Annotated in this window: 27 protein-coding genes; 8 read left to right on the top strand and 19 right to left on the bottom strand. The window is 69.1% G+C overall.

The window, feature by feature from the left end; translation table 11 throughout:
- Nucleotides 1-12: 12 nt before the first annotated feature.
- Nucleotides 13-348, bottom strand: a complete 336-nt coding sequence (locus tag F3H57_RS14910) for a DUF2794 domain-containing protein (RefSeq protein ID WP_149756719.1) — start codon at nt 346-348, stop codon at nt 13-15.
- Between the two features lie 139 nt (nt 349-487).
- Nucleotides 488-1807: an NAD(P)/FAD-dependent oxidoreductase gene (locus F3H57_RS14905; protein WP_149756718.1), complete on the bottom strand. Its 1320-nt coding sequence runs from the start codon at nt 1805-1807 to the stop codon at nt 488-490.
- Nucleotides 1808-1933: 126 nt separating this feature from the next.
- Between F3H57_RS14905 and F3H57_RS14900 the strand changes: the two genes are divergently transcribed.
- Both F3H57_RS14900 and F3H57_RS14895 read left to right on the top strand, forming a co-directional pair.
- The gene (locus F3H57_RS14900; RefSeq protein ID WP_149756717.1) at nt 1934-2611 is read left to right on the top strand and encodes a GntR family transcriptional regulator; all 678 of its coding nucleotides are present in this window, start codon (nt 1934-1936) and stop codon (nt 2609-2611) included.
- A gap of 61 nt (nt 2612-2672) precedes the next feature.
- Nucleotides 2673-4073, top strand: a complete 1401-nt coding sequence (locus F3H57_RS14895; RefSeq protein WP_149756716.1) for an aspartate aminotransferase family protein — start codon at nt 2673-2675, stop codon at nt 4071-4073.
- A 243-nt stretch (nt 4074-4316) separates the two neighbouring features.
- Here the strand turns inward: F3H57_RS14895 and F3H57_RS14890 are convergent, their stop codons facing one another.
- Genes F3H57_RS14890 through recO form a run of 4 tightly spaced genes read right to left on the bottom strand, consistent with a single transcriptional unit; the run spans nt 4317 to nt 6471 of the window.
- Nucleotides 4317-4754 (bottom strand): molybdenum cofactor biosynthesis protein MoaE, encoded by a 438-nt coding sequence (locus tag F3H57_RS14890; RefSeq protein WP_149756715.1) that lies wholly within the window; start codon nt 4752-4754, stop codon nt 4317-4319.
- Between the two features lies 1 nt (nt 4755).
- On the bottom strand, nt 4756-5001 hold the full coding sequence (gene moaD / locus F3H57_RS14885; RefSeq protein ID WP_149756714.1) for a molybdopterin converting factor subunit 1: 246 nt from the start codon (nt 4999-5001) through the stop codon (nt 4756-4758).
- Nucleotides 5001-5666: a CDP-diacylglycerol--glycerol-3-phosphate 3-phosphatidyltransferase gene (gene pgsA / locus F3H57_RS14880; RefSeq protein ID WP_149756713.1), complete on the bottom strand. Its 666-nt coding sequence runs from the start codon at nt 5664-5666 to the stop codon at nt 5001-5003. Before pgsA ends, moaD begins: the two co-directional genes overlap by 1 nt.
- Before the next feature lie 46 nt (nt 5667-5712).
- A complete protein-coding gene (gene recO, locus F3H57_RS14875) occupies nt 5713-6471 on the bottom strand; it encodes a DNA repair protein RecO (protein ID WP_149756712.1) in 759 nt (252 codons plus the stop codon).
- A gap of 76 nt (nt 6472-6547) precedes the next feature.
- On the opposite strand from recO, the gene F3H57_RS14870 reads away from it, so the two are divergent.
- On the top strand, nt 6548-7147 hold the full coding sequence (locus tag F3H57_RS14870; protein ID WP_149756711.1) for a Pr6Pr family membrane protein: 600 nt from the start codon (nt 6548-6550) through the stop codon (nt 7145-7147).
- Nucleotides 7148-7232: 85 nt separating this feature from the next.
- Here the strand turns inward: F3H57_RS14870 and F3H57_RS14865 are convergent, their stop codons facing one another.
- The 13 genes from F3H57_RS14865 to folK all read right to left on the bottom strand — a co-directional run bounded on the left by F3H57_RS14865 (nt 7233) and on the right by folK (nt 17047).
- On the bottom strand, nt 7233-7568 hold the full coding sequence (locus F3H57_RS14865; RefSeq protein ID WP_149756710.1) for a DUF1491 family protein: 336 nt from the start codon (nt 7566-7568) through the stop codon (nt 7233-7235).
- Nucleotides 7561-8469, bottom strand: coding sequence for a GTPase Era (gene era / locus F3H57_RS14860; RefSeq protein WP_149756709.1), 909 nt, complete (start codon nt 8467-8469; stop codon nt 7561-7563). The genes F3H57_RS14865 and era overlap by 8 nt, the downstream gene beginning before the upstream one ends.
- Nucleotides 8466-9374, bottom strand: coding sequence for a DMT family transporter (locus tag F3H57_RS14855; protein ID WP_149756708.1), 909 nt, complete (start codon nt 9372-9374; stop codon nt 8466-8468). Before F3H57_RS14855 ends, era begins: the two co-directional genes overlap by 4 nt.
- Nucleotides 9371-10057 carry a ribonuclease III gene (gene rnc, locus F3H57_RS14850; RefSeq protein WP_149756707.1) on the bottom strand — a complete coding sequence of 229 codons (687 nt, stop codon included), beginning with the start codon at nt 10055-10057 and terminating at the stop codon, nt 9371-9373. Before rnc ends, F3H57_RS14855 begins: the two co-directional genes overlap by 4 nt.
- On the bottom strand, nt 10054-10896 hold the full coding sequence (gene lepB, locus F3H57_RS14845) for a signal peptidase I (RefSeq protein WP_149756795.1): 843 nt from the start codon (nt 10894-10896) through the stop codon (nt 10054-10056). The genes rnc and lepB overlap by 4 nt, the downstream gene beginning before the upstream one ends.
- Before the next feature lie 203 nt (nt 10897-11099).
- The gene (gene acpS / locus F3H57_RS14840) at nt 11100-11501 is read right to left on the bottom strand and encodes a holo-ACP synthase (RefSeq protein WP_149756706.1); all 402 of its coding nucleotides are present in this window, start codon (nt 11499-11501) and stop codon (nt 11100-11102) included.
- On the bottom strand, nt 11498-11956 hold the full coding sequence (locus F3H57_RS14835) for a nucleoside deaminase (protein ID WP_149756705.1): 459 nt from the start codon (nt 11954-11956) through the stop codon (nt 11498-11500). The genes acpS and F3H57_RS14835 overlap by 4 nt, the downstream gene beginning before the upstream one ends.
- Complete coding sequence (locus F3H57_RS14830; RefSeq protein ID WP_149756704.1) at nt 11949-12386, bottom strand: hypothetical protein; 438 nt, start codon at nt 12384-12386, stop codon at nt 11949-11951. Before F3H57_RS14830 ends, F3H57_RS14835 begins: the two co-directional genes overlap by 8 nt.
- Nucleotides 12383-13135 carry a pyridoxine 5'-phosphate synthase gene (locus F3H57_RS14825; RefSeq protein ID WP_149756703.1) on the bottom strand — a complete coding sequence of 251 codons (753 nt, stop codon included), beginning with the start codon at nt 13133-13135 and terminating at the stop codon, nt 12383-12385. The genes F3H57_RS14830 and F3H57_RS14825 overlap by 4 nt, the downstream gene beginning before the upstream one ends.
- Before the next feature lie 67 nt (nt 13136-13202).
- Entirely contained in the window at nt 13203-13853 is a 651-nt protein-coding gene (locus F3H57_RS14820; RefSeq protein ID WP_149756702.1) for a DUF2062 domain-containing protein, read from the bottom strand.
- A gap of 40 nt (nt 13854-13893) precedes the next feature.
- Nucleotides 13894-16032: a RelA/SpoT family protein gene (locus tag F3H57_RS14815; RefSeq protein ID WP_149756701.1), complete on the bottom strand. Its 2139-nt coding sequence runs from the start codon at nt 16030-16032 to the stop codon at nt 13894-13896.
- Between the two features lie 28 nt (nt 16033-16060).
- Nucleotides 16061-16414, bottom strand: a complete 354-nt coding sequence (gene rpoZ / locus F3H57_RS14810) for a DNA-directed RNA polymerase subunit omega (RefSeq protein WP_149756700.1) — start codon at nt 16412-16414, stop codon at nt 16061-16063.
- Between the two features lie 81 nt (nt 16415-16495).
- Nucleotides 16496-17047, bottom strand: coding sequence for a 2-amino-4-hydroxy-6-hydroxymethyldihydropteridine diphosphokinase (gene folK / locus F3H57_RS14805; protein ID WP_223163096.1), 552 nt, complete (start codon nt 17045-17047; stop codon nt 16496-16498).
- Nucleotides 17048-17217: 170 nt separating this feature from the next.
- Here folK and F3H57_RS14800 point away from each other — a divergent pair, with 170 nt between their 5' ends.
- The 5 genes from F3H57_RS14800 to F3H57_RS14780 all read left to right on the top strand — a co-directional run bounded on the left by F3H57_RS14800 (nt 17218) and on the right by F3H57_RS14780 (nt 20427).
- Nucleotides 17218-17787 (top strand): LabA-like NYN domain-containing protein, encoded by a 570-nt coding sequence (locus tag F3H57_RS14800; RefSeq protein ID WP_149756698.1) that lies wholly within the window; start codon nt 17218-17220, stop codon nt 17785-17787.
- A 7-nt stretch (nt 17788-17794) separates the two neighbouring features.
- Entirely contained in the window at nt 17795-18232 is a 438-nt protein-coding gene (locus tag F3H57_RS14795; RefSeq protein WP_149756697.1) for a YqaA family protein, read from the top strand.
- A gap of 61 nt (nt 18233-18293) precedes the next feature.
- Complete coding sequence (ispH, locus tag F3H57_RS14790; protein ID WP_149756696.1) at nt 18294-19244, top strand: 4-hydroxy-3-methylbut-2-enyl diphosphate reductase; 951 nt, start codon at nt 18294-18296, stop codon at nt 19242-19244.
- 65 nt (nt 19245-19309) lie between these two features.
- On the top strand, nt 19310-19924 hold the full coding sequence (locus F3H57_RS14785; RefSeq protein WP_149756695.1) for a LysE family translocator: 615 nt from the start codon (nt 19310-19312) through the stop codon (nt 19922-19924).
- Between the two features lie 50 nt (nt 19925-19974).
- Complete coding sequence (locus F3H57_RS14780) at nt 19975-20427, top strand: DUF3429 domain-containing protein (RefSeq protein ID WP_149756694.1); 453 nt, start codon at nt 19975-19977, stop codon at nt 20425-20427.
- The last annotated feature ends 49 nt before the right edge of the window (nt 20428-20476 follow it).

Raw genomic sequence — 20476 nt, 5'->3', positions numbered from 1 at the left:
TCGCCCACCCTGTTACTCGACGGCGCGGATCAGCTTGCGCTCCAGCACCCGCAGCACGGTCTTCAGCTCGTGCCCGCGCTTGAGGATCTGCCCGTCCATGCCGATCACGACGTATTGCCCCTGGCGATTGCGCAGCCGGGGGCGTTTTTCGATCCGGTAGAGCGGCTGCTCGGCCGAACGCCGGAAGATCGAGAAGATCGCGGCGTCCTTCAGGGCCGAGATGCCGTAATCGCGCCATTCGCCGGCGGCGACCATGCGACCGTAAAGCGACAGGATCTCGTTGAGCTCGGCCCGCTGGAACATGACCGTGTCGGGCTGGTTGGCGGGAAAGGGCGTCAGGGAATTCATCTGAAGAAAACTGCGCGCCCGCGGCTTCGAAATCAAGGGCCGTGCGCGGAGCGTCATTGGCCCCGCGATGCACGTGCGGCATCGGTGCGCGGCTTCCGGCGGGGATATTTGCATCAAGAAGAAGCGGCGCGGCGCGCGATCAGAGGTCGAGCGCCTCTGCGGCGATGTAGGCCGGCCGCAGCAGCGCCCGGCGGAACCGCCCGAGCGGGAAGCGCGGCGGCGGCGTCCTGATGGCGTCCGGGTAGGGGCCGGGCATCGGCCGGTCGCCTGCCTGTGCCGCGAGGAGCGTGCCGGCATAGGTTCCCATGGCCACACCGTTGCCGTGATAGCCGAATCCGGCGAAGACACCGGGCATGTCCGGCACGGGGCCCACGAAGGGCGTGAGCGTGGAGGTCAGGCACGCCAGTCCCGACCAGTCGTGCGTGATCTCCACCCCTCTCCACGCCGGGAACATGGCCTGGAAGTCGCGGCGGATGCGCCGCGCGGTGGCCCGGGTCTCGCGCGGCGTGGCAGACAGGCCCCCGCGCATCCCGAACAGGAAACGGTCGTCCGGCAGCAGCCGGAAATAGTGCAGGAGCTGGCGCGTGTCGTAGGCCATCTGCCGCGAGGTCCAGCCCTGCGCATCCCTCTCGGCGGCGCTGAGAGGGCGGGTGACGATCACGTTCGACAGCACCGGCAGGGTCCGGCCGCGCAGCCAGTCCGGCACATCCTCCGCGCCGTATCCGTTGGTGGCGAGGATCACCCGCTTCGCGCTAACGGTCCCGTGCCCGGTCTCGAGCCGCCAGCGCGCCCCGTCCGGGCGGATCCGGCGCACGGCGCTCTGGCCGTGCAGCGCGGCGCCGGCGGCCGCCGCGGCGCGCGAGAGCCCGGCGTGATAGCGCGCGGGGTCGAGCGCGAAGCCGATCGGAATCGTGACCGCGCCGTGGAACGGCCCGCCCAGCCCGGCGGCTTTCAGATCCTCCGGCTCGATCACCTCCGGCGTCACGCCGTAGGCGCGCTGAAGGTCGGGCACGGCGGCGCGCAGCGCGCGCATGGCCCTGGGCGTATGGGCGAGCTGCGTCTCGCCCGCGCTGTGTGTGTCCGCGTCAATGCCGTGACGCGTCAGCAGATTGGCGACGGTCTCCACCGCCGCGCGTTCGGTGCGATGCCAGTCCTGAAGGCCCTCCTGTCCGAAGCGGCTGCGGAGGCGCGCGTCCGAGGCCTTTGCGCCCCCGAGACAGCAGAACCCGCCGTTCCGGCCCGAGGCGCCGAAACCGGCCGTCTCGGCCTCCAGCAGCATCGCCTCCACGCCTGTCTCGGCGAGGTGGAGCGCCGCCGAGACACCGGTGAAGCCGCCGCCGATCACCGCCACCTCGGTGCGCTCGTCGCCCTCGAGGCGCGGCCAGTCGGGCGGCGCCGTGCGCGCCCAGAACCGGTGCGCCGGGGGATCGTAGGCAGCGGGTTCGTAGAGGCGGTGCATGGCAGAAGATCCTCGAAGCGCGCATCCATTGACCGGGTACGACCGTGCGGGCGCCGCGTCCAGCCTTGCCGGTTTTCCCCGGCGGGGCGCCGTGGCAAGGTGCCGCGAACGGGCGATGGGGGCGGCATGGAGCATATCACCACGGCAGAGCGCACGGAGAGCGGCGCCGGGCTTCCCGTGCATGAACAGGTCTATCGCCGCCTGCGCGAGATGGTGCTGTTCGGCGATCTGCAGCCGGGCCAGCCGGTCACCATCCAGGGGCTGACGGAGCGGCTGGAGGCCGGGATGACGCCGGTGAGGGAGGCGCTGCGCCGCCTGACGGCCGAGGGCGCGCTGGAGTTCCGCGGCAACCGGCGGATCACCGTGCCGGTGCTCGACGCCGCGGCGGTGGAGGAGTTGAGTGTCGCGCGCCGCGCGCTCGAGCCTGAGCTCGCGCGGCGCGCGGCGCTGCGAGCCGGGCCGGAGGACATCGTGCGCCTGCGTGCGACCGATGCGCGGCTCGACCGTGCCATGGCGGCGGCGGACATTGCCGGATACCTGCGCGAGAATCACCGCTTTCACGCCGAGCTGAACGCGCTGGCGGACGCGCCGATCCTGCGGGCCATGGTCGACGGGCTCTGGCTGCGGTTCGGGCCGTCCCTGCGCGTGGTGTGCGACGGACCTGGACCGCTCAGCCTGCCCGACCGGCACAAGGACATGCTGGCCGGGCTGGAGGCGCGCGATGCGGACGCGGTGGCGAGCGCGATGGACAGGGACGTCCGCCAGGGCATGGAGCGGATCGCGGCGCATCTGCCGGGGAATTGACGCCGGCTGAATTTGATCATATTTGATCGGCCTGATGCCGCCGCGAAAAGGAGTGTCCGCCATGGCCCACCGCACCAACCTGCCGCCCACGGCGGAGCTGCAGGCGCTCGACGCCGCGCACCATATGCATCCGTTCACCCATGGCGCGGGCCTCGCCGAGAAGGGCGCGCGCATCATCACCAGCGGCGAGGGCTGCTGGCTGACCGACAGCGAAGGACACCGGCTCCTTGACGCGATGGCGGGCCTGTGGTGCGTCAATATCGGTTACGGTCGGCAGGAACTGGTCGAGGCCGCGGCGGCACAGATGTCCGAACTGCCGTTCTACAACACCTTCTTCCAGACCAGCCACGTGCCCGCGATCAAGCTGGCGGAGCGGCTGGCGAGCCTCACGCCCGAGGGGCTCGACCACGTCTTCTTCGCCTCCTCGGGGTCGGAGGCGAACGATACCAACCTGCGGATGGTGCGCACCTACTGGGAGATGAAAGGCGAGCCGAAGCGGCAGAACGTGATCTCGCGCTGGAACGCCTATCATGGCTCCTCGGTCGGGTCCGGGTCGCTTGGCGGAATGAAGGGGATGCACGCGCAGGGCGGCATGCCGATCCCCGGCATCCACCATATCGACCAGCCGAACTGGTGGGCCGAGGGCGGCGACATGACGCCCGAGGACTTCGGCCTCGAACGCGCGCGCCAGCTCGAGGCGAAGATCAAGGAGTTGGGGCCGGAGACGGTGGCCGCCTTCATCGCCGAACCGGTGCAGGGCGCCGGCGGTGTGATCGTACCGCCGGACAGCTACTGGCCCGAGGTGCAGCGCATCGTCGACAAGTACGGCATCCTGCTGATCGCCGACGAGGTGATCTGCGGCTTCGGGCGCACCGGAAACTGGTTCGGGTCGGAGACGATGGGCATCCGCCCCGACATCATGACGATCGCGAAGGGTCTATCCTCGGGCTACCAGCCGATCGGCGGGTCGGTCGTGTCGAACGAGATCGCGCGCGTGATCGGCGGCGGCGAATTCAACCACGGCTACACCTATTCCGGGCACCCGGTGGCCTGCGCCGTGGCGCTGGAGAACCTGCGAATCCTCGATGAAGAGGGCATCGTCGACCGGGTGCGCGACGACACCGGCCCCTACCTGCAGGAGAGGTTCGCGGCGCTGACCGATCACCCGATGGTTGGCGAAGCCAAGATCAAGGGGATGATGGGGTCTCTCGCGCTGACACCCGACAAGGCCGCCCGCGCGTCCTTCGCCGCCGATGCCGGCACGGTCGGCCTGCTCTGCCGCGAGCGTTGCTTCGCCAATGACCTGATCATGCGGCACGTTGGCGACCGGATGATCGTCTCTCCGCCGCTGGTGATCTCGCGGCCGGAGATCGACACGCTGGTCGAGCGCGCCTGGAAGTCGCTCGACGAGGCGATGGCCGAGGCGGAAACCCAGGGGCTCATGAAGGCGGCCGCCGCCTGATCCGGCGGCGCGGCCTGGCGGCCGCACGTGGCATCTCGCCCCTTTCGGGGCTCGGGCGTGCGCCTGGCCCGCCCGGAGTACGCCATGGTTTGCGGTCTCTCTGGCAGGTCGGGCGCGCCTGCCTCCAGCGGGGATTTATTCGCCAGATGAAGGATGGGCGCGGGTCCCCTCCTCATCTGGCCCGATAAACCCCGGAGGCGGCACAGCCGCGGGGCGGAGCCCCCTTGTCCACCGCGCCCGTGCCTACCAGCGGGTCAGCGCTTGCTCGTCCGCCTCGGTGGCGGCCACCCATTTGTCGCCGTCCTTTGCGCGTTCCTTCTTCCAGAACGGCGCGCGGGACTTGAGGTAGTCCATCAGATATTCCGCTGCCTCGAAGGCATCGCGGCGATGGGGCGCGGTCGTCGCGACCATCATGATGCGCTCGCCCGGTCGCATCGGCCCGTGGCGGTGGATGACGAGGACATCCCCCAGCGACCAGCGTGCCTGCGCCTCTTCGGCGATCGCGGTCAGGGCCTTCTCGGTCATGCCGGGGTAGTGTTCGATCTCCATCGTCGCGAGATCGCCGTCGCCGCGGACGACACCGGTGAAGGTCACCACCGCGCCCATGTCGCGGCGGCCCGCGGCGAAGCGGTCGCACTCGGCGCCGAAGTCGAACGGGGCCTCCTGCACCACGACACGCATGTCAGCCTCCGGTCATCGGGGGGAAGAACGCCACCTCGCGCGCGCCGGCGAGCGCGGCGTCGAAGTCGGTCAGTTGCTGGTCCACCGCAACACGCAGTGCCGAGAGGTCCTCGAAGGCCACTGCATAGCGTTCCTCGCGCGCGCGAAGCTCCTCCACCAGTTCCGTCACGGTCGCGGCGGAGGTCTCGATGCGTTCCTTGGGCAGGCCGATGCGTTCGCGCACCCAGGCGAAATAGAGCACGTCCATCAAGAGCCCTCCTTCAGATAGGGGGTGGCCTTTCGGAAATAGTCGACGCCGGAGATCAGCGTCAGAGCCGCGGCGACCCACAGCAGCACGAGCCCGGCGTTCCCGGTCCAGACCATCCCGGTCAGTTTCCAACCGAGGCCCTGCACGTCTTCCTCCCGACCTTCGAGGATGTCCGAGATCATCGCCGAATCCATGCCCCACGACGCGATGCCGAGGTAGTGCTCCCACACCCCCTGCGCGAAGAGCACGGCGATCGCCACCATCTGAAGCGTCGTCTTCCACTTGGCGATCTTCGTGACCTTCAGCGTGCCGGCGGTATCCCCGAGATATTCGCGCAGGCCCGACACGAACACCTCCCGGAAGAGGATCACGGTCGCCGGCAGCACCAGCCATGGCGACATCGACGAATAGCCGACGATCACCATGAGCGCGATCACCACCATCGCCTTGTCGGCGATCGGGTCGAGCATCGTGCCGAGCTTGGTCTGCTGTTTCCATGTCCGGGCGAGATGCCCGTCGAACCAGTCGGTCACCGCGGCCGAGACGAACAGCAGCAGCGCCAGCCAGTCCGCGAAGGGCCTGTGGAAATAGAGGAACATCACCGCCACCCCTGGCGCGGCCAGGAGGCGCAGGACGGTCAGCACGTTGGGCAGGTTCCATGTCATGAGCGCTGTCTATCCCGGATCGGAGGGCGGCGGAAGGAGGTGTCGTTCAACGCATGGGCTCCGGCCCGGGGTCCGCCGCGCCAGCCCGCCGCGCGAGCCGGTCGAGGAAGCGCGCGCGCGCGGCCGGCAGGGGCCTCTCGCCCAGCGATGGCGCGAGGTGCTGGCCGAGGAAATGGCCGGTGGTGCCGAGCGCGCGCAGCACCTCGTCGTCGCCGCGATTGCCCTCGCCATGGAGCGCGGGCGGCAGCGGCAGCAGGCGGTCGGTCCAGTCGCCCGCGCCCTCCACCGTCACCGCCCGGCCGGTGCGCGGAGAGACGTAGCGCAGCCCATCCGTCGCCCCCGTCACCGCGCAGCGCGACAGGTCGAGGCCGAAGCCGGTCTCCTCGAGCAACATCACCTCCCACCGCAGGTAGTAGAACGGCCAACTCTCGGGATGGACCAGCGCGTCGAGCAGCAGGCCGGTGGCGCGGTAGAGATCGGCGTGCGCCTCCCGCTCCGGCAGGCAGAAGGCCAGGAGCGCGGTGACCGCGTTCAACCCCGACAGCATCAGCGGGTCGGCCATCGCCTGCGCGGCGCGCGAGCGGCGCAGCTCTGCCTGCCAGGTGCCGATATGATCCTCGAGGCGCGCCCGCCAGACGAGGTCGAGCTCCGCCCCCGGCTGCAGCATCGGCGCGGCCTTGCGCGACCCGGCGCCGCGCAACACCCCCGCGTGGCGGCCATGCGCCTCTGTGAACACCTCGAGGATGGCCGAGGATTCGCCGTGACGCCGCACGGTCAGAAGAATGCCGGTATCGCGCCAGTCCATGGGCGCGACTATCGGGCGCGCGCGCCGGCCCGGCAAGGGCGCTTGCGGATCGCAAGGCGGCGGGCGATGAGGCGGCATGCGCCCGCCCGCCCGCTTCTCTGCCCTGCTGATCGGTCTTCTCGCCTGCATCACGCTGGTGGTGCACGTGCGGCTTGGTCTCGCGCGCCGTCCCGAACTGACGCTCATCGAGGAGCTCTGGCGCACCGGCCGGTACTTCACGATCCTGACGGTCGCCATTCTCGCCGCCCACTTCACCTGGATCGGGCTGCGCGGCCGGCTTCATGCGGCGGCGGCGGGGGCGGTCACGCTCTGGATCGCGATCGTCGGCGGGGTCTATCACGCGCTGCTCTGGCGGCCGCTGGAGGGCGCGCGGCTGATCGTCGACCACTCGATGCACACCGCGCTGCCGCTTCTGGCCGCGCTCTGGTGGCTGACCTTCGCGCCGAAGGCGGCGCTGCGCCCGGCGCATGCGCTCTGGTGGCTCGCCTGGCCGGGGCTCTACGTGGTCTACGTGCTCGCGCGCGGCGCCGTGGACGGGCGCCATCCGTATTTCTTCGTGGATCCGCCGCGCATCGGCTGGCCCATGGTCGGCCTCTGGATCGGCGCGCTCGCCGCGATCTTCACCCTCGCCGGTCTCGCCCTCGTCGCCCTGGGGCGCCGCCTCTCCCGCACCTGACTGCGCCTGCTTCTTTGGGCCGGAAAATACTCCGGGGTGAATTGCGGCGCAGCCGCAAGAGGGGCAGAGCCCCTCCCCGCCATCATCAGCCCAGCCCTTCGCCGTCCAGAAGGTGCCGCCCCGCCCGGTCCTCGACCTCGATCACCCACAGGTCCGGGTCGCTGCGGCATTCGCGGGACACTGCCTCGTCGCAGTCCCCCTCGGGCCCCTCGCGCAGCACTTCCCACCGCCGCGTGTCGCTGGCGAAATCGTAGCGGCGGCAGAACACCCGCGCCGCCCCGTCCAGCGTCGCGACCTTGACCAGCACCGCGCCGGCGGTCTCGTCGCCGCGGGCGGTCACGAAGGCGGGGATGCCGGCGAGGTCAAGTCGCCGGCGATAGGCCGACACCCAGAGGCCGGTGGCCAGCCGCGGCTCAGCCATCGCCGTCGCGGAAATCGAGGCCCATCTCGGAATAGCGCTCGCTTTCCTCCAGCCAGTTCTCGCGCACCTTCACCTGCAGGAAAAGATGCACGCGGCGGCCGAGGAATTCCTCGATCTCGACCCGCGCGGCCTGGCCCACGGCCTTCACGGTCTCGCCCTTGTGGCCGAGCACGATGCCCTTGTGGCCCTCGCGGGCGACATAGACCACCTGGTCGATGCGCGCGGTGCCGTCCTTGCGCTCCTCCCAGTTCTCGGTCTCGACGGTGAGCTGGTAGGGCAGTTCCTGGTGCAGGCGCAGGGTCAGCTTCTCGCGTGTCATCTCGGCGGCGATCATGCGCATCGGCAGATCGGCGATCTGGTCCTCGGGATAAAGCCACGGCCCCTCGGGCAGCGATCCGGCGAGGAAGCGGCGCAGGTCATCGACGCCGTAGCCCTTCTCGGCCGAGATCATGAAGGTCTCGTCGAAGGCGTAGGCCTCGTTCAGCTTCGCGCTGAGGGCCAGCAGCGTCTCCGCCTTCACCCGGTCGATCTTGTTGATGGCCAGCGCCACGGGCCGGCCCCTGCCGATCTCGGGCAGGCGTTCGAGGATCGCCGCGACGCCTTCGGTGAGGCCGCGATGCGCCTCGATCAGAAGCACCACCACGTCGGCGTCGGCCGCGCCGCCCCAGGCGGCGGCAACCATCGCGCGGTCGAGCCGGCGGCGCGGCTTGAACAGGCCCGGCGTGTCGACGAAGACGATCTGGCTCTCGCCCTCCAGCGCGACGCCGCGGATGCGCGCGCGCGTGGTCTGCACCTTGTGGGTGACGATCGACACCTTGGCGCCGACCATGCGGTTGAGCAGGGTCGACTTGCCCGCGTTGGGCTCTCCGATCAGGGCGACGAAACCGGCGCGGGTGGTCATGGTCGGGGCTCCTTGTGCGAAGGGGCGGGAGATAACGCAGGCGATCCGACTTGGCCAGAGCGCCAGAGCGTGTAGAGCCCCGATCCCACGATCAGCGCGGCGCCAGCGAACATCAGCGCGTCGGGACGTTCTCCGAAGATGATATAGGCCAGGATCAGCGCGAAGAGCAGGCGCGAATAGCGGAATGGCGCGACCACGGAGACCTCGCCGGTGCGCATCGCGCGGGTCAGCGCGGAATATGCCGTCACGCCGGTAACACCGGTTGCGAGCAGAAGCGCCAGCGCCCGCGCGTCCGGCGCCGAGGGCAGGCCCGGCTCGAAGGCGAGGATCACGAGACCGGCGACCGTCACCGTGGCGAAGCCCGGAATGCCGAGCTGGCTGGTGGAGATTTCCGGCGGGCTGGCGCGGGTGGCAAGATCGCGGCAGGCAAAGCCGATCATGCCGAGCACGGCAAAGAGCGCCGACACCTCTATGCCGTCCGCGCCGGGGCGCAGGATCAGCAGGACACCGGCAAAGCCCACCGCCATCGCGGTCCAGCGCCGCGCGCCCACCGCTTCGCCCAGCACCAGCGCGGCGCCGAGCGTGACGACGAGAGGCGCCGCCTGCAAGATCGCGGATGTGACCGACAGCGGGGCGAAGGCCAGCGCCAGCGCGTAGAAGAGCCGCCCCATGACCTCGAAGCCCGAGCGCACCAGCATCGTCGGCGCGAGGTAGCCGCGCGTCCAGACCGGCAGGCCGGACCGGCGCACCAGCGCGGCGTAGAGCGCCAGACCCGTGATCCCGAAGATCAGCGTGCCGAGCCCGGCCGACACCCCCGCCGTCGCCGCCTTGAAGAGCGTATCCTCGATCGCGAAGCCCAGCATCGCGGCGACCATGAAGAGGCTGCCGCGGAGGTTGTCGGTCATGCCCCGCCCTCGAGGCGCGCCAGAAGCGTGGCCGCGGCGCTCTGCTCGGCCTGCCGCTTCGACGGCGCCTCGGCGCTGGCCGACTCGCCGGTGGAGAGGCGCGCCTCGATGGTGAAGACGGGCTGGTGGTCGGGGCCGGTGCGGCCGGTTTCGGCATAGGACGGGGGCGGCAGGCCGCGGCCCTGCGCCCATTCCTGCAGCGCGGTCTTGGCGTCGCGGGCGTCTTCCTCGACTCGGTCGATGCGCGCGCCCCAGAGCCGCAGGATCAGCGCCTTGGCCGCGTCGAAGCCCGCATCGGTATAGACCGCGGCGATCACCGCCTCCATCGCGTCGCCCAGAAGCGCCATCTTGCGCCGCCCGCCGGACAGCCGTTCCGAGCGGCCGAGCTTCAGCGCCTCGCCGATGCCGTGGTCGCGCGCCACCTCGGCGCAGGTCTCCTTGCGCACGAGCGCGTTGTAGCGCGGGGCGAGCTGGCCCTCCGCGGCGCCGGGGTCACGCTCCAGCAGCGCCTCGGCCATGACGAGGCCGAGCACCCTGTCGCCGAGGAATTCGAGCCGCTGGTTGTCCTCGCGCTTCGGGCCGGACATCGACCCGTGCGTCAGCGCGCGGTTCAGAAGCCGCGGGTCGGCGAAGCGGTGGCCGAGCCGGGCCTCGAGATCGGCGAGCGCGGCGGAGCGTTTCACTCGATCCTCTCGAAGAACCGGTCGCCGCGCCATGTCCAGAAGAACAGCATCGAGCGGCCCGAAGACGAGAACACGACGCGGCGCGCGCGGCCCACGAGGTTCTCGAACGGCACGAAGCCGACACCGCCGGCGACGGGCCTTTCGCGGCTGTCCGAGGAATTGTCGCGGTTGTCGCCCATCATGAAGTAATGCCCCTCGGGCACGGTGAACACGGGCGTGTTGTCCGAACCCTGCGTGCCGATGTTGAGGATCGAGTGTTCGACCCCGTTCGGCAGTGTCTCGACGAATTTTTCCTTCACGCATGTGCCGCCGTCGCCGACCGGGCCGTTGGCGCAGCGCGGGCGGAGACGTTGCGGGCCCTGCGGCTCGGCGATCTCCTCGAAGGTCCCGTCGGGTGTCTGCTCCACCGCGGTGCCGTCGATGTGGAGAACGCCGTCGCGCATCTGCAGCTGTTCGCCCGGAAGGCCGATGACCCGCTTGATGAAGTCGCGCCCGGTGACCGGGTGGCGGAAGACGACGACGTCGCCGCGCTCGGGCTCGTCCCCGAAGAGGCGCGTGTTGTCGCCGTCGAGGAAGCCGCAGATATCGGAGGCGTCGATATCGATGCCGAAGCGCGGCAGGTAGAGGGACGGGCAGGAGGCGTAGGAATAGCCGTAGGTCATCTTGTTGACGAAGAGGAAGTCGCCGATCAGCAGCGTATCCTTCATCGATCCCGACGGGATCCAGAACGGCTGGAAGAACAGCGTGCGGAAGATCCCTGCGATGAGCAGCGCGTAGACCACCGTCTTGACGGTCTCTAGGATTGTGCCGCCGAAGGATTGCTGGTTGCCCTGCGCCATGAGATCCGCCTTTTTCGCCTGCCCGTTGCGCCGGTTCATGGGCGCGGGGGGAGGTGGAGTCAAGCCGGGCTCCGGCGGCGTGCCGGCGGCCGATGTCGCGCCGGCGAGGGGCCGGCCCCTCGCGCTCCCCGGAGTATTTCAGGCCCAAAGAAGCCGGGCAGGGGCAGCGGGACCGTGTCGCTCCGGTGTCGCGGGGCGCCGGTTCAGGGGCCGGGCCGCGCCTCGATCACCACGAAGGCCTGCGCCCAGGGGTGATCGTCGGTGAGGGTGACGTGGATGATCGCCTCGTGGCCCGGGGGGGTCATCTCGGCCAGGCGGTCGCGGGCCCAGCCGGTGACGTGCATGACCGGCTGGCCGGTGGCGAGGTTGGTGACCGACATGTCCTTCCAGGCGATGCCCATGCGCAGGCCGGTGCCGAGCGCCTTGGAGCACGCTTCCTTCGCGGCCCAGCGCTTGGCGTAGGTGCCGGGCGTGTCGGCGCGGCGCTCGGCCTTGCGCTGCTCGGTCTCGGTGAAGACGCGGTTGCGGAATCGGTCGCCGAAGCGCTCGAGCGTGCCGGCGATGCGGTCGATATTGCACAGGTCGGTGCCGATTCCGAGGATCATGGCGACTCGTAGATGTGGGCGAGGCGAACGGCGGCGAGGCCGCCGGCCCAGGCGAAGGGCGTGTCGGCGGCGCGGGCGAAATCCTCGATGGTCAGACCGTGGAAGCGGAAGAAGGCCGGCGCGCGCTCCCGCGTCATGGCGAAGACAAGCCGCGAGATGCCGGCCCAGCGCATCGCCGTGAGGCACATCTCGCAGGGCTGCATGGAGGCGACGAGCGTCGCGCCTGCCAGGTTGGTGGTGCCGAGATCCTGAGCGGCGCGGGCGATGGCGACGATCTCCGCGTGGCGGGTGGGGTCGCCGGTCTTGTCTACCTCGTTGGCGACGGGGCCGAGGAGGCGGCCGTCCGCGACCACCGCCGCGGTGAAGACCGGGCTGCCGTCGTGGAGCGCCAGCGCATGGTCGATCGCCGCGTCGAGTGCTGTGAGCTCCGTCTCCGTGGGCACGAGGTCAGTCATTGGCGGTGACGGTGACCGTTTCGGCGGCCCGGTCGACCGTGACCGCAAGCGTCCGCCGGGCGAAGCCGGTGCCGTCGTGGCGCCGCGTCGGCACGTGGACGGTAAGGCCGGTCGCGGGGTCGTAGCGCGCGCGCGCCGCTGGCAGGTCGGTGTCGGACCAGCCCATTTCGTCCTCCGTCGTGATCAAGCGGCAGGTCTGGAAACCGATCTCGTTGTCCGGAAAGAGGACCATCAGGACGGCGCCGCAGCAGGCGGGCTCTTCCCGGCGAAGCGCCACGAAGCCGATGGCGCCGTTGGCAAAGCTGCGGGTGGCGTCCTCGAACGGGCGGTAGAGGTTGCGCGCGTTCGCCATGTCGGTGTCGCAGTCGCGCACGATCTCGGCCGAGAGTGTAGCCGGACAGAGCAGCAGCGCGAGAGCGAGGCGGATCATGCGCGCGCCTCGTCCATCAGACGGCGCATCTCGGCGATGGCTGGCTTCAGGCCGCGGAACACCGCCTCGCCGATCAGGAAATGGCCGATGTTGAGCTCCACGATCTGCGGGATCGCCGCGACCGGGCCGACGGTGTCGTAGGCCAGCCCGTGACCGGCATGGACCTCCAGCCCGAGCGTGTCGGCCTTCGCGGCCATATCGCGCAGGCGGGCGAATTCGGTGTCGCGCTCCTGCAGGCGGCCTTCGGCGTGCAGGTCGCAATAGGCGCCGGTGTGCAACTCGATCACGTCGGCGCCGATCTCGGCGGCGGCCTCCACTTGCACGGGATCGGCGGCGATGAAGAGCGACACGCGCGCGCCGACCTCGCGCAGGGGCGCGATGTAATCCTTCAGGCGCGCGGCGTCGCCGGCGACGTCGAGCCCGCCCTCGGTGGTGCGCTCCTCGCGTCGCTCGGGGACGAGGCAGACGGCGTGCGGCCTGGTGCGCAGGGCGATGGCCTGCATCTCCTCGGTGGCGGCCATCTCGAAGTTCAGCGGCACCGAGAGCATGCTGCCGAGCGTGGAGATGTCGCTGTCGCGGATGTGGCGGCGATCCTCGCGCAGATGCGCGGTGATGCCGTCGGCACCGGCCTCCTCGGCCAGTCGGGCGGCCCGGAACGGATCGGGGTAGCTGCCGCCGCGGGCGTTCCGCAGCGTCGCGACATGGTCGATGTTCACGCCGAGGCGAAGGGGGCCGCGGGGTCGGGTCATGGCAGGGTCTCCGGCAAGGCGGGCGAGGTGGGCGCGCGGGGCAAGCTAGTGCAGAACGGCGGCTTGGTCAGCCCGTATCTTCGCGCTCGCGTCCGCCTTTCTTCGTCTTGAGCGCGGCGAGCCGGGCCACGAGCGCCCCCTTGCGGCGGTTCTGGTAGGCGCGGATCACCGGCACCGAGACGTAGTAGCAGATCAGTCCGGCCACGATCCCCGGCACGACGCCGCCGACCATGTAGGGGTAGAACACCTCGTCGTAGAAGATCTGCAGCCCGTCCCAGTGCGGCTCTGCCGGCGTGAAGAGCGCGACGAAATTGTCCCACAGGTCGTCGCCGGCGCGCATGAACTTGTGACCCAGCGTGCCGTGCTGGGCCGGATCCGTCTCGATCCCCAGCATCCAGTAGCCGGTGGTCATGGAAATCACGCCGATCGGCACGTAGGTCAGCGGATTGCCGAAGAAGGTGCCGAGGAGCGAGGCGATCACGTTGCCGCGCAGCACCCAGGCGAGGAACATCGCGATGAAGAAGTGCAGGCCGTAGAACGGCGTGAAGGTCACGAAGACGCCGGCGAAGATGCCGCGGGCGATCCGCTCCGGCGGGTCGGGCAGGCGGTTGAGCCTGTGGTGAACGTAGCGTGCGGCCCGCGCCCAGCCGCCGCGCGGCCAGAGCGCCTGAATCACCGCCTGCCAGATCGACCGCTTGTCGCGGCGCTTGAAGACCACGCGTGCGCCCTTTCCGTGTTCGCCTACCCGGCCTCCACGCTCATTCTGCGGCCTCGGCCTGGCCGGCCAGGCCGGGATCGCGGCGCCGTTCCACCGTGGCCACGTCGTCCTCCGCGTCGAGGGCGGAGACAACCATGTGCAGGTGTTCGGCGTCGCGCAGGTCGATATCCATCAGCAGTCGGTAGAAGTCCGGTTTGCGATCCATGAAGTTCAGATCGGAGATATTGGCTGAACGCTCCCCGATCAATGTGCAAATCCGCCCCAGGACGCCGGCGTCGTTGCCGATCGTGAGGTCGAGTGTCACAGTGTAGACCGGAGGGTGGTTGCCCGAGGCCCAGTGCAGGTCGATCCATCGGGCGGGCTCGTTCTCCACCTCTGCCAGCGCGGCGCAGTCGATGGCGTGGACGATGACGCCGCGGCCGCGCCGGGCGATGCCGACGATGCGCTCGCCCGGCAGCGGCTGGCAGCAGGGTGCACGGGTGAAGCCCTGCGCACGGTCGAGGCCGATGACCGCGTGGCTCTGGTCGACGGTGCCGGTCTCCTTCGGGCGCAGGTCGGGATAGAGCGCGCGCACAACATCGCGTGCCGACAGCTCTGCGGAGCCGAGGCGCGCCAGCAGCGTTTCGGAATCGGGCAGGCGCAGGATTTCCGCGGCCTTCTCGAGCGCCTTCGGCGTCGCCGTCTTGCCCATGCCGGCAAAGGCCGACCGCGCCAGTTCGCGCCCCAGCTTGATGTAGCGTTCGCGCCCCGCCTCGCGCAGCGACCGGCGGATCGCCGTCTTCGCCTTGCCGGTGGTGGCGATCTCGAGCCAGCTGGTCTGCGGGGTCTGGCCCTCGGCAGTGATGATCTCGACCGACTGACCGTTCTTGAGTCGGGTCCAGAGCGGCACGCGGATGCCGTCGACCTTGGCGCCGACGCAGGCCGCGCCGATCCGGGTATGGATCGCGTAGCCGAAATCGAGCGGTGTCGCGCCCTTGGGCAGTTTCACCACCTCGCCCTTGGGCGTGAAGCAGAAGACCTGGTCGGAATACATCTCCAGCTTGACGGCTTCGAGGAACTCGTCGTGATCCTCCTCGGCGTCGAACTGTTCGGAGAGGGAGGTGATCCAGCGCGCGGGATCGACCGCAAAGGGGTTCTCGGCCCGCTGCCCGTCCCGGTAGGCCCAGTGCGCGGCGACGCCGGTTTCGGCGACCTCGTGCATCTGGCGGGTGCGGATCTGAACCTCGACCCGCTTGCCGTCGCGGCCCGAAACGGTGGTGTGGATCGACCGGTAGCCGTTCGACTTGGGCTGGCTGATATAGTCCTTGAACCGACCCGGCACCGCGCGCCAGCGCTGATGGATCGCGCCGAGCGCGGCGTAGCAATCCTCTTCCGACCGGGTGATGACGCGAAAGCCGTAGATGTCGGACAGGCGGGAGAATCCCATCTCCTTTTCCTGCATCTTGCGCCAGATCGAATAGGGCTTCTTGGCGCGGCCGAACACCTCCGCGTCGATGTCGGCCTTTTCCAGCTCGTGCCGCATGTCCGAGGTGATGCGGTGGATGACGTCGCCGGTTTCCTTCTGCAGGTTGATGAAGCGGCGAATGATCGACGCGCGCCCCTCGGGCTGCAGTACGCGGAAGGCGAGGTCCTCGAGCTCCTCACGCATCCATTGCATGCCCATGCGCCCGGCGAGGGGCGCGTAGATGTCCATCGTCTCCCGCGCCTTCTGGACCTGTTTTTCCGGGCGCATGGCGCGGATCGTGCGCATGTTGTGCAGCCGGTCCGACAGTTTCACAAGGATCACCCGCAGATCCTTGGACATGGCGATGAAGAGCTTGCGGAAATTCTCCGCCTGCTTGGTCTCGGAGGAGGACAGCTGCAGGTTGGTCAGCTTGGTCACGCCGTCCACGAGGTGCGCCACCTCGTCGCCGAAGGTGGCGGCGATTTCCTGGTATGTGGACTTGGTGTCCTCGATCGTGTCGTGCAGCAGCGCGGTGACGATGGTCGCATCGTCAAGCTGCTGCTCGGTCAGGATCGCGGCGACGGCGACCGGGTGGGTGAAGTAGGGCTCACCCGATTGCCGTGTCTGGCCGGAATGCATCCGCTCAGCATAGGCGTAGGCCGAGCGGATCAGTTGGGTGTTGCTGCGCGGATTGTAGTTGTGGACGAGGGCGATCAGATCGTCCGCCGAGATCATCGCCTCGCCCCCTTCGCAGCGCCCGGGCTCAGCCCTGGCCCTGCGCCTCCATCAGGGCCCGCAAGAGCTTCTCTTCGGACATGTCGTCCTCCTGCGGCTTGTCGGGCTCGGCGCCCATGAGCAGCGCCATGGCGTCGTCCTCGGGTTCGTCGACCTCGATCTGAGTCTGATTCGATTCGATCATCCGCTCGCGCAGCTCGTCCGCCGACTGCGTCTCCTCGGCGATCTCACGCAGGGCGACGACGGGGTTCTTGTCGTTGTCGCGGTCCACGGTGATCGGGGCGCCCGACGACACCTCGCGCGCCCGGTGTGCGGCAAGCAGCACCAGGTCGAAACGGTTGGGTACCTTGTCGACGCAATCTTCCACGGTGACGCGGGCCATGATGCCTCCAGCCTGATCGCTACGGTCCTCGAAAGTCGGCTCTCTAACGCGGATCAAAAGGCTTGACAAGGGCAAAGCAATTCACATCGGGATCACCTCGGCCACGGCGGCGGCGGGGAGTGCCGCCAGCATTCCCGTCACGTCGCATCCCGTGGCCGGATGGTGCCAGCCGGGCGCCACGTCGCGCATTGGGACCAGCACGAAGGCGCGGTCCTGCAATCGCGGGTGCGGCAATATAAGTTCTTCGGGCGCGACAGATTGCTGAATGCCCAGAGGCAATGCGCGCCATTCCGCCTGTTTTTCCGGATCGGGAAAAATTCTCCCGCCAAGGGCGAGCAGATCGAGGTCGAGCACACGTCCCGCCCAGCGGGTGGATCGGGCCCGGCCGAACCGCGCCTCGATCCGGTGCAAGGCGGCCAGAACGGCCACCGCATCGCCGCCGAGATCCGCGGTATCGGCCACCGCGACAGCGTTGACGAAGTCAGGCCCCATTCCCTTTGGAAAACAAGGGTTTGCGTAAAATCTGCTGAGCCTGCGGAGGCCCAGCCCCTCGGCGCCGAAGGCGGCGATGGCGGCCATGATCGTCGCTTCGGGCGGGCCGAGCTGACCGGAAAGATTGGCCCCGAGAGCGATTACTGCGTCTTGTTCGGTACAGGTGATGGTTTTATCCTGACACGGCTTTACGGAACGTCGGGGCGCTTGAAGCCGACCCCAAACTGTCTAATTTCCAGCGCACATGCGGCCGACCCATTTTCACTCACGGCACCCTCCGGCGCGCATGCTTTCATAGAGAAGGACATTTGATGTTTTACAAGGACGAACGGCTGGCGCTGTTCATCGACGGATCGAACCTATACGCAGCGGCGAAGGCTCTCGGGTTCGACATAGACTACAAGCTCCTGCGCCAGGAATTCGTGCGTCGCGGCAAGATGCTCAGAGCGTTCTACTATACCGCGCTTCTGGAGAATGACGACTATTCGCCGATCCGCCCGCTCGTCGACTGGCTACACTACAACGGCTTCACCATGGTGACCAAGCCCGCGAAGGAATACACCGACAGTCAGGGCCGCCGGAAGGTGAAGGGCAACATGGACATCGAGCTCACGGTCGATGCGATGGAGCTCGCTCCGCGGATCGATCATGTCGTGCTGTTCTCGGGCGACGGCGACTTCCGCCCTCTGGTGGAAAGTCTGCAGCGCCAGGGCGTGCGCGTCTCCGTTGTCTCCACGATCCGCAGCCAGCCGCCGATGATCGCCGACGAACTGCGCCGTCAGGCCGACAACTTCATCGAACTCGACGAGCTGCGCGAAGTGATCGGACGGCCCCCGCGCCACGGTTCGGGCGACAACAATGTCGAGGCCGTGAACGCCTGATCCCGGTGTGACGGAGACCCTCGCGCAACTGGCCGGCCTGTTCCTGGCCGCCTTCGGGGCGGCCACGATCCTGCCCTTCCAGTCCGAACTGGTCTTTGTCGCGCTGCAACTGCGCGGCGCGGCGGGTGTGGGGATGCTCGTCGTCGTCGCAAGTATCGGCAACGTCCTCGGCGCCGTGGTCAACTACGTCCTCGGCGCCGGGGCGGAGCGGTTTCGCGGCAGCCGCTGGTTTCCAGTCACCGAACGGCAGCTCGACCGCGCGCAGGGCTGGTGGGCGCGCTGGGGCGTCTGGACGCTGCTGCTCAGCTGGGCGCCGTTCGGCGACGCCTTCACCGTGATCGCCGGGATCATGCGCACCCGGCTCTGGCTGTTCCTGGTGCTGGTCACGGTCGCCAAGACCGGGCGCTACGCGCTGCTGGCCTGGGGCACCGCTGCGGCGGCCTGAGGCGCGGTCTGGATTCGTCCCCGTCCATCCCTTAGGTCTGGGGCAAACAACGAGGTGCTTCATGTCCCTGCCCCCGCTCACGCTCTATCTCGCGGCGCCGCGCGGCTTCTGCGCCGGCGTCGACCGCGCGATCAAGATCGTGGAAATGGCCCTCGAGAAATGGGGCGCGCCGGTCTACGTGCGTCACGAAATCGTACATAATAAGTACGTGGTCGACAGCCTGCGCGACAAGGGCGCCGTCTTCGTCGAGGAGCTTGAGGAATGCCCGCCCGATCGGCCGGTGATCTTCTCCGCCCACGGTGTGCCCAAGGCGGTCCCGGCCGAGGCGGCGGCGCGCGAGATGGTCTATGTGGACGCGACCTGCCCGCTGGTGTCGAAGGTCCATATCGAGGCCGCGCGCCATTCGGAAAACGGCCTGCAGATGATAATGATCGGCCATGCCGGCCACCCCGAGACGGTCGGCACGATGGGCCAGCTCCCCGACGGCGAGGTGCTGCTGGTGGAGACGCCCGAGGACGTGGACCACGTGGAGGTCCGCGATCCCGACCGACTCGCCTTCGTCACCCAGACGACCCTGTCGCTCGACGACACCGCGGAGATCGTGGCGGCGCTGAGGCAGCGCTTCCCGAACATTATCGGGCCGCACAAGGAAGACATCTGCTACGCCACCACCAACCGGCAGGAGGCGGTGAAGGCGATGGCGCCCGAGTGCGACGCACTGCTCGTCGTCGGTGCGCCCAACTCGTCCAATTCGAAGCGCCTGGTGGAGGTCGGCGCCCGCGCCGGCTGCCGCTACGCGCAGCTCGTCCAGCGCGCCGCCGACATCGACTGGCGCGCGCTCGAGGGGATCGGGTCGATCGGCATCACCGCCGGCGCCTCCGCCCCCGAGATCCTGATCGACGAGGTCATCGACGCGTTCCGCACCCGCTACGACGTGACCGTGGAGACCGTGACCACGGCCGAAGAGAACGTCGAGTTCAAGGTCCCGCGCGTCCTGCGCGAACCGGCCTGAGGCACCTTGCCAGCGCGGCAGTGCCGGGGCACCGTGCCGGTCTGTTCACCAGCAAGGGCCGCCTCATGTCGCTGCAGTTCCTCCTGACCGCCTTCGTCGTGGTGATCGCGCCGGGAACCGGGGTTCTCTACACGCTGGCCGTGTCGCTCGGGCAGGGGTGGCGCGCCGGGCTCTTTGCGGCGCTCGGCTGCACCTTCGGCATCCTGCCGCATCTCGCCGCCGCGATCCTCGGGCTCGCGGCCATCCTGCATACCAGCGCGCTGCTCTTCGCGGTCGTGAAATGGGCGGGCGTCGCCTACCTTCTGTGGCTCGCCTGGCAATCGGCCCGGTCGGGCGGCGCGCTCAACGTTACCGAGGACCGGCAGGCCGAATCCGCCCTGCGCATCGCCCGGCGCGGCGCGCTGATCAACGTGCTCAATCCAAAGCTGTCGATCTTCTTTCTGGCGCTGCTGCCGCCCTTCCTCTCCGGCGACCCGGCGCGCGCGGCCGCGGAAATGAGCGCCCTCGGCGCCGTCTTCATGGGCCTCACCTTCGCGGTCTTCGCGCTCTATGCCGCGCTGGCGGCGGCGGCGCGGGACCGGCTCCTGGCGTCCGAACGGGCGATGCGATGGATCAGCCGCAGCTTCGCCGGGCTCTTCGCGGCGCTCGCCGGGCGGCTGGCGCTCGAGCGGGCGGCGTGACAGCGCCCGCGCGCGACCTACCCTGCGCTGCGCACGAGATGTGAGGCGCCATGACACAGATCCCCCGCTCCGCCCTGATCCTCGGCCTCGCCGGCGTGATCCCCTTCGCCTGGGGCGCGCTGACGCTGGCGGTACCGGCCGCCGCCGCCTGGGGGCAGGCCAATCTCGGCCCGCGCTTCATCGGCCCCTACGTGCAGCTCTACTACGGTGCCATCATCCTCAGCTTCATGTCCGGCGTGCTCTGGGGCTTCGCCACAAAGACCGAAGGCACCCGCGCCGCCACCGGCTACGCATTGTCGGTGATCCCGGCACTCTGGGCGTTCTTCATGACAGGGGGCGGCCCGGTCTCCGCCGGCATGAACCTGATCTTCGGCTTCGCCGGCCTCCTCGCGCTCGACTACGCGTTCTGGACCTGGGGCCTCGCCCCACGCTGGTGGATGCAGCTCAGGGTCCTTTTGACCGGCCTCGTGATCGCCTGCCTCTCCATCGGTGTCTTCACCTGAGACAAGCGCGCCCCGCCCCTCCCTTCTTCTCGTTCCAAGTACTCCGGGG

The sequence above is a fragment of the Roseivivax sediminis genome, from assembly GCF_900112685.1.
Classification (GTDB): domain Bacteria; phylum Pseudomonadota; class Alphaproteobacteria; order Rhodobacterales; family Rhodobacteraceae; genus Roseivivax; species Roseivivax sediminis.
The sequence above is the reverse complement of the archived record's forward strand: the minus strand, read 5'-3'. Positions and strand labels throughout refer to the sequence as shown.

Bases quoted from the DNA above. Each gene is read 5' to 3' on its own strand.
- F3H57_RS14900 (WP_149756717.1), top strand. From the start codon at position 1,934: ATGGAGCATATCACCACGGCAGAGCGCACGGAGAGCGGCGCCGGGCTT.
- ispH (WP_149756696.1), top strand. From the start codon at position 18,294: ATGTCCCTGCCCCCGCTCACGCTCTATCTCGCGGCGCCGCGCGGCTTC.
- rpoZ (WP_149756700.1), bottom strand. From the start codon at position 16,414: ATGGCCCGCGTCACCGTGGAAGATTGCGTCGACAAGGTACCCAACCGT.
- F3H57_RS14895 (WP_149756716.1), top strand. From the start codon at position 2,673: ATGGCCCACCGCACCAACCTGCCGCCCACGGCGGAGCTGCAGGCGCTC.
- F3H57_RS14910 (WP_149756719.1), bottom strand. From the start codon at position 348: ATGAATTCCCTGACGCCCTTTCCCGCCAACCAGCCCGACACGGTCATG.
- F3H57_RS14785 (WP_149756695.1), top strand. From the start codon at position 19,310: ATGTCGCTGCAGTTCCTCCTGACCGCCTTCGTCGTGGTGATCGCGCCG.
- lepB (WP_149756795.1), bottom strand. From the start codon at position 10,896: ATGGCGCAGGGCAACCAGCAATCCTTCGGCGGCACAATCCTAGAGACC.
- recO (WP_149756712.1), bottom strand. From the start codon at position 6,471: ATGGACTGGCGCGATACCGGCATTCTTCTGACCGTGCGGCGTCACGGC.
- pgsA (WP_149756713.1), bottom strand. From the start codon at position 5,666: ATGACATGGAACCTGCCCAACGTGCTGACCGTCCTGCGCCTCCTGGCC.
- F3H57_RS14890 (WP_149756715.1), bottom strand. From the start codon at position 4,754: ATGCGTGTCGTGGTGCAGGAGGCCCCGTTCGACTTCGGCGCCGAGTGC.
- F3H57_RS14870 (WP_149756711.1), top strand. From the start codon at position 6,548: ATGCGCCCGCCCGCCCGCTTCTCTGCCCTGCTGATCGGTCTTCTCGCC.
- F3H57_RS14780 (WP_149756694.1), top strand. From the start codon at position 19,975: ATGACACAGATCCCCCGCTCCGCCCTGATCCTCGGCCTCGCCGGCGTG.
- F3H57_RS14865 (WP_149756710.1), bottom strand. From the start codon at position 7,568: ATGGCTGAGCCGCGGCTGGCCACCGGCCTCTGGGTGTCGGCCTATCGC.
- F3H57_RS14815 (WP_149756701.1), bottom strand. From the start codon at position 16,032: ATGATCTCGGCGGACGATCTGATCGCCCTCGTCCACAACTACAATCCG.
- F3H57_RS14830 (WP_149756704.1), bottom strand. From the start codon at position 12,386: ATGATCCGCCTCGCTCTCGCGCTGCTGCTCTGTCCGGCTACACTCTCG.
- acpS (WP_149756706.1), bottom strand. From the start codon at position 11,501: ATGATCCTCGGAATCGGCACCGACCTGTGCAATATCGACCGCATCGCC.
- moaD (WP_149756714.1), bottom strand. From the start codon at position 5,001: ATGGACGTGCTCTATTTCGCCTGGGTGCGCGAACGCATCGGCCTGCCC.
- era (WP_149756709.1), bottom strand. From the start codon at position 8,469: ATGACCACCCGCGCCGGTTTCGTCGCCCTGATCGGAGAGCCCAACGCG.
- F3H57_RS14800 (WP_149756698.1), top strand. From the start codon at position 17,218: ATGTTTTACAAGGACGAACGGCTGGCGCTGTTCATCGACGGATCGAAC.
- F3H57_RS14905 (WP_149756718.1), bottom strand. From the start codon at position 1,807: ATGCACCGCCTCTACGAACCCGCTGCCTACGATCCCCCGGCGCACCGG.
- F3H57_RS14825 (WP_149756703.1), bottom strand. From the start codon at position 13,135: ATGACCCGACCCCGCGGCCCCCTTCGCCTCGGCGTGAACATCGACCAT.
- F3H57_RS14855 (WP_149756708.1), bottom strand. From the start codon at position 9,374: ATGACCGACAACCTCCGCGGCAGCCTCTTCATGGTCGCCGCGATGCTG.
- F3H57_RS14835 (WP_149756705.1), bottom strand. From the start codon at position 11,956: ATGACTGACCTCGTGCCCACGGAGACGGAGCTCACAGCACTCGACGCG.